This is a genomic window from Rhizobium sp. BR 315, from assembly GCF_050577975.1.
Classification (GTDB): Bacteria; Pseudomonadota; Alphaproteobacteria; order Rhizobiales; family Rhizobiaceae; genus Rhizobium; species Rhizobium miluonense.
This window is the reverse complement of record NZ_JARWKZ010000180.1, coordinates 1-552: the sequence shown is the minus strand read 5'-3', so window position 1 is coordinate 552 and position 552 is coordinate 1. Positions and strand designations below refer to the sequence as shown.

General features: G+C 31.3%; 1 protein-coding gene. It reads left to right on the top strand.

Annotated features, from left to right (window positions below):
• Nucleotides 1-24: 24 nt before the first annotated feature.
• Nucleotides 25-552 (top strand): restriction endonuclease (locus QD409_RS35645; protein WP_430765070.1); only part of this gene is annotated, 528 nt, incomplete at its 3' end.

Sequence of the window (552 nt, the reverse complement as noted above, 5' to 3'; positions counted from 1 at the left end):
CTTTTATTTATGAGGTGAAATATAATGGCCAAAAGATCAAGCAAGAAAAACAATTTAGAATCTTTTTATGCGATAATAATCTTGTCCTTCAGTATGTGTACATATATGATTACTAACTCATTAACAGCCGTAATTATGGTAGCTGCTACTATATTAGTGTTTATAATTTTTATTTTGTTTCTATTGAATAGGAAAAAGATAAATCGTTTAAAAAATAGTGGAATCAGTGACATTGATCAAATGGATGGATTCCAATTTGAATATTATTTAAATGAATTGTTCAAGAGTAATGGATATACTTCTCAAGTCACTAAGTCCAGGGGCGATTACGGTGCTGATTTAATACTTAAAAGAGACGGAGAAGTTATAGCCGTTCAGGCTAAACGACACTCTAAACCAGTGGGTTTAAAGGCTATACAAGAGATAACAGCAGCTAAAGGATTTTATAGGGCAAATAAAGCATGGGTAGTAACTAATAATTCTTTTACGAAACAAGCCATAAATTTAGCTAGTTCCCTTGATGTAAAGTTAATTGGACGAGAAGAGTTAATA